This is a genomic window from Mesorhizobium sp. M7A.F.Ca.US.005.03.2.1 (assembly GCF_003997795.1).
Lineage (GTDB): Bacteria > Pseudomonadota > Alphaproteobacteria > Rhizobiales > Rhizobiaceae > Mesorhizobium > Mesorhizobium ciceri.
The window spans coordinates 1-6649 of sequence record NZ_RZRP01000311.1 but is presented as its reverse complement, the minus strand read 5'-3'; the positions used below and the strand labels follow the sequence as shown (position 1 = coordinate 6649).

Here is a 6649-nt window from a genome sequence, read left to right as displayed (position 1 = left end):
GCAATAGAATCGTATGCACAACCGCAAGAGGGCGGCCAAGTGCCGCCCCTTTTCATGGGTTGCGCAGAACTGCCGTCAGGCCGTGCCGAAGGCGCTGGCGCCATGATCGGCGCGGCCGACCAGTTGCCGGAAGCCGGCAAACAGCTCGCGGCCGAACCCGAACTCGTTGCCGATGAGATCGGCATCCGCCGTCCGGCGCAGCGCGAAATCGCCGGCCGGCACCAGCACTTCCAGCGTGCCGGCATCGGCGTCGAGCCGGATGATGTCGCCTTCATGGATCCTGGCGATAGGACCCTCCTCGACCGCTTCCGGTGTGACATGGATCGCTGCCGGCACCTTGCCGGAGGCGCCCGACATGCGTCCGTCGGTGACCAGCGCCACGCGCTGGCCGCGGTCCTGCAGGATGCCGAGCACGGTGGTCAGCTTGTGCAGCTCCGGCATGCCATTGGCCTTCGGCCCCTGGAAGCGGATGACGGCGATGAAATCGCCGGTCAGCGTGCCTGCCTTGAACGCATCGTTCAGCCCTTGCTGGCTGTCGAAGACCCTGGCCGGCGCCTCGATGACACGCCGCTCCGGCTTCACCGCGGAAGTCTTGATGACGGCGTGGCCGAGATTGCCTGACAGCACCTTTAGGCCGCCGGTCGCCTGGAACGCCTTGTTGAAAGGCGCCAGCACCTTTTCGTCGCCGCTTGTCCGCGGCGAGGCTTCGCGCACCACGCCTCCGTCGGCGCCGAGCTTTGCCTCGACCGCATAAGGCCGCAGGCCTTCGCCCCACACCGTCTGCACATCCTCATGCAGGATGCCTTCGTCGAGCAGTTCGCGGATCAGGAAGCCGAGCCCGCCGGCGGCGTGGAAATGGTTCACGTCGGCGAGGCCGTTCGGATAGACCCGCGCCAGCAGCGGCACCGCTTCCGACAGGTCGGAAATATCCTGCCATGTGATGGCGATGCCGGCCGCCGCCGCCATGGCGATCAGGTGGATGGTGTGATTGGTCGAGCCGCCGGTGGCATGCAGGCCGACGACGCCGTTGACGATCGAGCGCTCGTCGATCATCCGCCCGACGGGCGTATAGGCGTTGCCAAGCGCAGTAATCGCCAGCGCCCGCTTGGTCGCCTCGCGGGTCAAAGCCTCGCGCAGCGGCGTGCCTGGATTGACGAAGGACGCGCCCGGCGTGTGCAGGCCCATGATCTCCATCAGCATCTGGTTGGAATTCGCCGTGCCGTAGAAGGTGCAGGTGCCCGGTCCATGGTAAGATTTGGACTCGGCCTCCAGCAGTTCGGCGCGTCCGGCCTTGCCCTCGGCGTAGAGCTGGCGGACCTTGGCCTTTTCGTCATTGGGCAGGCCTGATGTCATCGGTCCGGCCGGAATGAACACCGCCGGCAGATGGCCGAAGGTGAGGGCGGCGATCACCAGCCCCGGCACGATCTTGTCACAGACGCCGAGATAGACGGCGGCGTCGAACATGTTGTGCGACAGGCCGATCGCGGCGGCCATGGCTATGACATCGCGCGAAAACAGCGACAGCTCCATGCCGGGCTGGCCCTGGGTGACGCCGTCGCACATCGCCGGCACGCCGCCTGCCACCTGGGCGATGCCGCCGGCTTCGCGGGCTGCATCCTTGATCAGCGCGGGGAAGCTCTCGAACGGCTGATGCGCCGACAGCATGTCGTTATAGGAGGTGATGATGCCGAGGTTCGGCACCTTGTCGGCGCCCAGCGCGAGCTTTTCCGAAGGGCTGCACACCGCAAAGCCGTGAGCGAGGTTGCCGCACGACAAAACGGCCCGGTTGGCGGCGCGGTTCGACGCCTCGGCTATGCGGCTGAGATAACGCTCGCGGCCGGGCTTAGAGCGCTGGCGGATGCGTTCGGTGATGGCTTCGATGTCGCGTCTGGCGGTCATGGTATCGGTCCTTTCAGGCGAGGTCCCGGAAACATCCTCCCGCCGTTTGCCGGGCCCGGTGTAAATCGAGAATCAGGGTGCCCAGAAAACCTCTACGGGCTTTTGCGCTGCGTCGAGCACGGCGCGGATTGGCTTTCGCGGCCCGGGCGCCACCGCGCCGTCGAAGGCGATACGCTTGTCCTCACCCTCGATGTGCAGCGCGATGAAGCCGGCTTCGACGATGCGGGCCAGCGACAGGGTCAGCCGCGGCTCGCCCGCACTTGCCGCATGAACCGGCAGCACGATCCTGTCGGAAGACGGGTCGAGCAGCGTTGCCAGGTCGACGGCATCGGGAAAGAACGAGGCGGTGTGGCCGTCCGGCCCCATGCCGAGCACAACGACATCGAGCGGCCAGGGCAAGGATCGGAGCGCTGCATCGTCGGACGAGGCCGCATCCTCGATGCTGGTGGCTTCGTGATAGAGCGGCACGAAACGAGCCGCCTTGGCCGCGTTCTGCAACAGATTGGCGGCCACCAGCCCGGCATTGGAGCGTGGCGAGGAGGCCGGCACGAAACGCTCGTCGACCAGCGTCACGATCACCTTGTCCCAGGCGATGGGTATCGCTGAAAGGGCGGCGAAGAATTTTGCCGGCGTGGTGCCGCCGGAGACGGCGAGCAACCCCGTGCCGCGCTCGGCGATCGCCTTGGTCAGTCTGCCTGCAACATGGCCGGCCAGGGCTGCCGCCAGTTCCTGGCGCCCGCTGAAGCCGTTCCAGCTGTAGGCGGCGCTGTTCAATTGCTCTCGTGCCATGTCCGCCCGTCACGTTCGATCAGCGCTATCGAGGCCGATGGACCCCAGGTGCCCGCCGTGTAGCCCTGCGCCTCCTGCCTGGCACTTTCCCAGGCATTCTGGATCGGGTCGATCCATTTCCACGCCGCCTCGACTTCGTCACGGCGCATGAACAGGGTCTGGTTGCCACGGATGACGTCCATGATCAGCCGCTCATAGGCGTCCGGTGCGCGGCCGTCGAAGGACTGCGCGAAACTCATGTCGAGCGAAATCTGGCGCAGCCGCATGCCGCCCGGGCCCGGATCCTTGATCATGATGAACTGCTTGACGCCTTCGTCCGGCTGCAGCCGGATGACAAGCTGGTTGGCGAAGATCGGTCCGGCGCTGTCGCCGAAGATCGAATGCGGGATCGGCTTGAATTCGATGACGATTTCCGAAACCCGCGTCGCCAGCCGTTTGCCGGTACGCAGATAGAACGGAACGCCCGACCAGCGCCAATTGCCGATCTCGGCCTTGATGGCGACGAAGGTCTCGGTGTTGCTGTCCTTGCCGAGTTCCTCGACATAGCCTTTCACCGGTCCGCCGGCCGAAGCCCCGGCGCGATACTGCCCGCGCACGGTGTGCTTCGGCGCTTCGTTGCCGTTGATGCGCTTCAGTGCCCGCAGCACCTTCAGCTTTTCGTCGCGAACGGCGTCGGCATCCATCGACGACGGCGCTTCCATGGCGACGAGGCACAAGAGCTGCAGCATATGGTTCTGCACCATGTCGCGCAGCGCGCCGGCCTTGTCGTAATAGGTGACGCGGTCCTCCAGGCCGACGGTCTCGGCCACGGTGATCTGGACATGGTCGATATGGGCTGAATTCCACAACGGTTCGTAGAGCGCGTTGGCAAAGCGCAGCGCCATCAGGTTCTGCACCGTCTCCTTGCCGAGATAATGGTCGATGCGGAAGATCTGGCTTTCGTGGAAGTCGTCGCCGACCAGGTCGTTGAGCTTGCGTGCCGAATCGAGATCGCGGCCGATCGGCTTTTCCAGCACGATGCGCGAGTTCGGCGTGATCAGATTGTGCTCTTTCAGCTTGTGCGAGATGTCGCCGAACAGCGCCGGCGCCACCGCCAGGTAGAAGGCGCGGATGCGGTCGCTGTCGCCGATCGCCTTCTTGAGCTTGTCGAAGCCGGCGCCGCTCGTCGCATCGGCGGAGACGTAGGACAGCCGCGCCAGAAAGGTCTTCAGTTCCTTGGCGTCGATGTCGGCCGGTTTGACGTGGTCCGAGATCGCCTGCTTGGCGAAGGCCTGGAATTCTTCGTCGCTCATCTTCGAGCGCGAGGTGCCGATGATGCGTGTCGGCTCCGAAAACTGATGGTCGCGCTGGCGATAATAGAGCGACGGCAGAAGCTTGCGCTCCGACAGATCGCCGGTGCCGCCGAAAATGATGAAGTCGAAAGGATCGACGGGGATGATCTGGCTGGTCATGGTCTGTCCGCTCTGACGCCGGTCGCTGTGACGCGGCTGATATAATCTAATCGATTTAAATTTTCCAGTGCCATGGTGTCACATCTGGGTGTATGCGCCTGCCCCTTGACAGTCCGATGACCCAGAGGCTTGTCGACAGGCGCGGCACCGGAAGCCTTCGCAGTTGCAGCATAGAGCGGGATCGACGCGAAAGCCAAAGGAGAAATCGGCGATGGCCGCACATCTTTCGAGCAATCCGGCCAGAAGCCACGGGTTCGCGCGGATGTGCGCTATCGGCGCGCCGGTTGATCGTCATCAATCATGAGCGGGAAAAACATGCGTCTGGAAAACAAGGTTGCCGTCATCACCGGTGCTGCGTCCGGTTTTGGCGAGGGCATCGCCAGGCGCTTTGCGCAGGAGGGTGCCAGGGTCGTTGTCGCCGATCTCAACGCCAAGGACGCGGAGCGCGTCGCCGGCGAGATCGGCGAAGCGGCGATCTGGACCCAGACCGATGTCTCGCTGCGCTCCGAATTCGACGAGATGATCTATGCCGCCAAAAGCGCATTCGGCCGCATCGACATCATGGTCAACAATGCCGGCTACACCCATCGCAACGGCGACATGCTCAATGTCGACGAGGAGACCTTCGACCTGATAACCGCCGTCAACATGAAGGCGATCTATCACGCGGCACTCGCCGTGGTGCCGATCATGGAGCGGCAGGGCGGCGGCGTCATCCTGACCACGGCCTCCACCGCGGGTCTGCGGCCGCGCCCCGGCCTCACCTGGTACAATGCGTCGAAAGGCTGGGCGATCACCGCCACCAAATCGATGGCGGTGGAACTGGCGCCGAAGAACATCCGCGTCAACTGCCTCTGCCCGGTTGCCGGCGAGACCGGCATGCTGGAGAAATTCATGGGCGCCGACACACCCGAAATCCGCGAGAAGTTCCGCGCATCGATCCCGCTCGGCCGGCTCTCGACGCCGCTCGACATCGCCAACGCCGCACTCTGGCTGGCCTCGGACGAAGCCGCCTTCATCACCGGCGTGGCGCTGGAGGTCGACGGCGGCCGCTGCATCTGAACGCCTGGGTAGCAGGCCAGGATCTCATCCGCTGCAATACCAGGACAAGCGCAATCTCACGGCAATCGAGGATCAACCCCGCCAACAATGAGACCTACACCTATACGGCCAACGGCTTCATCGAGAATGCCGATGGGCCGTGGGGCAGCCTCACCTATACGATCGACGGTGTCGGCAACATCACCCAGCGCACCGTAACCATTGGTGGCGTCACCTCTATCGATACCTACAGCCTTCAGGGCGGCTCCAGCCGGCTGACCGGCATCCTCACCGGCGGCGCACCGAGCCGCGGCTTCCAGTCGGACCTTGCCGGCAACGTCACGCAGGACGCGACCGTCTCGCCGGAGCTCACCAAGACCTACAGCTACAATGCCGCCGGCCAGCTTTCGGCGGCCACCGTGAACAGTACGGCGGCAGGCAGCTACATCTACGATTATCTGTCGCGGCTGGTGTCTCGCACCATCGCGGCCTCGTCCACCTTGCATATGGTGCACGACCTCGACGGCAATGTGATCGCCGAATACGATGCGTCCGGCGCGCTGATCACCGAATACGTCTGGGTCGAAGGCAGGCCGCTGGCGATGGTCGCCGACGCCGGCACGACGCCGGTACTCTATTACGTGCTGACCGACCAGCTCAAGCGGCCGGTCATGATGACCGACCAGGGTCGCAATGTCGTCTGGCAGGCGAGCTATCTGCCCTTCGGCGAGGTACGTAGCATCAGCGGCACCGCGACGCTCAACCAACGCTTCCCCGGCCAGTGGTTCCAGATGGAAACGGGGCTGGCCTACAATTGGCACCGCCATTATGATGCTTCCATCGGGCGCTATCTGCAGCCCGATCCGCTCGGTATGCCGAATGGGCCGTCAAGGTGGGCGTATGTCGGCAACAGCCCGCTGATGAAGGTGGATCCGAGCGGGTTGTATTGGGTTCCAGGTCCAGGAGGGAATCGATGGTGGTGTTGGGGTGGCAATCCCTTGGACTGCGTTTTACGTCCCCCCCGCAGCCAGGGCCACAATCTTGCCCGATGTCGTCGGAACGGCGTACGACGCCTCCGCCTCCGCCGCCAGCTGGGCCGCCGGATGACGACCCTTGTGAGGAACAGCTTGCCGCTGATGAGGCACAGTGCCAATTGCTATCCTCGGGCGTGGTGGCGGGCGCACAACCAAAGCTGGTAGAAATTGGTATGCAGCTTGTATGGCAATAGCCAGTGAAAGATATGCCGCTTGTAGGGCAGGGAAACCCTTGCCGCCGTTTCCAATATGGAAAATGTAGCTATGAAATTTCTATTTCGGGAGAGGCTGGAAGTTTTGAACTCAGATGATTTATTTGAGTTTGGAATAACAAAAATCAATAAAAATAAAAGCGAAGGAGATTTATATGAAACAGAGGCAATCTTCATAAGAAACGGAAAAGTAACATCAAGAATAAAGTTGACTGGATTGAGT

5 protein-coding genes are annotated in these 6649 nt (G+C 63.2%); 2 read left to right on the top strand and 3 right to left on the bottom strand.

Going from position 1 to position 6649, the window contains the following annotated elements; genetic code table 11:
• Positions 1–75: 75 nt before the first annotated feature.
• The 3 genes from edd to zwf all read right to left on the bottom strand — a co-directional run bounded on the left by edd (position 76) and on the right by zwf (position 4139).
• Complete coding sequence (gene edd / locus EN991_RS18245; protein WP_027162289.1) at positions 76–1899, bottom strand: phosphogluconate dehydratase; 1824 nt, start codon at positions 1897–1899, stop codon at positions 76–78.
• A 72-nt stretch (positions 1900–1971) separates the two neighbouring features.
• Positions 1972–2688 carry a 6-phosphogluconolactonase gene (gene pgl, locus EN991_RS18240; RefSeq protein WP_127369260.1) on the bottom strand — a complete coding sequence of 239 codons (717 nt, stop codon included), beginning with the start codon at positions 2686–2688 and terminating at the stop codon, positions 1972–1974.
• Positions 2670–4139 (bottom strand): glucose-6-phosphate dehydrogenase, encoded by a 1470-nt coding sequence (gene zwf, locus EN991_RS18235; RefSeq protein WP_013530236.1) that lies wholly within the window; start codon positions 4137–4139, stop codon positions 2670–2672. Before zwf ends, pgl begins: the two co-directional genes overlap by 19 nt.
• Before the next feature lie 315 nt (positions 4140–4454).
• Between zwf and EN991_RS18230 the strand changes: the two genes are divergently transcribed.
• Together EN991_RS18230 and EN991_RS39905 are read left to right on the top strand one after the other, a co-directional pair.
• A complete protein-coding gene (locus EN991_RS18230) occupies positions 4455–5201 on the top strand; it encodes an SDR family oxidoreductase (RefSeq protein WP_127369261.1) in 747 nt (248 codons plus the stop codon).
• A gap of 398 nt (positions 5202–5599) precedes the next feature.
• Entirely contained in the window at positions 5600–6379 is a 780-nt protein-coding gene (locus EN991_RS39905; RefSeq protein WP_164766078.1) for an RHS repeat-associated core domain-containing protein, read from the top strand.
• Positions 6380–6649: the final 270 nt, after the last annotated feature.

Bases quoted from the DNA above. Each gene is read 5' to 3' on its own strand.
- edd (WP_027162289.1), bottom strand. From the start codon at position 1,899: ATGACCGCCAGACGCGACATCGAAGCCATCACCGAACGCATCCGCCAG.
- pgl (WP_127369260.1), bottom strand. From the start codon at position 2,688: ATGGCACGAGAGCAATTGAACAGCGCCGCCTACAGCTGGAACGGCTTC.
- zwf (WP_013530236.1), bottom strand. From the start codon at position 4,139: ATGACCAGCCAGATCATCCCCGTCGATCCTTTCGACTTCATCATTTTC.
- EN991_RS18230 (WP_127369261.1), top strand. From the start codon at position 4,455: ATGCGTCTGGAAAACAAGGTTGCCGTCATCACCGGTGCTGCGTCCGGT.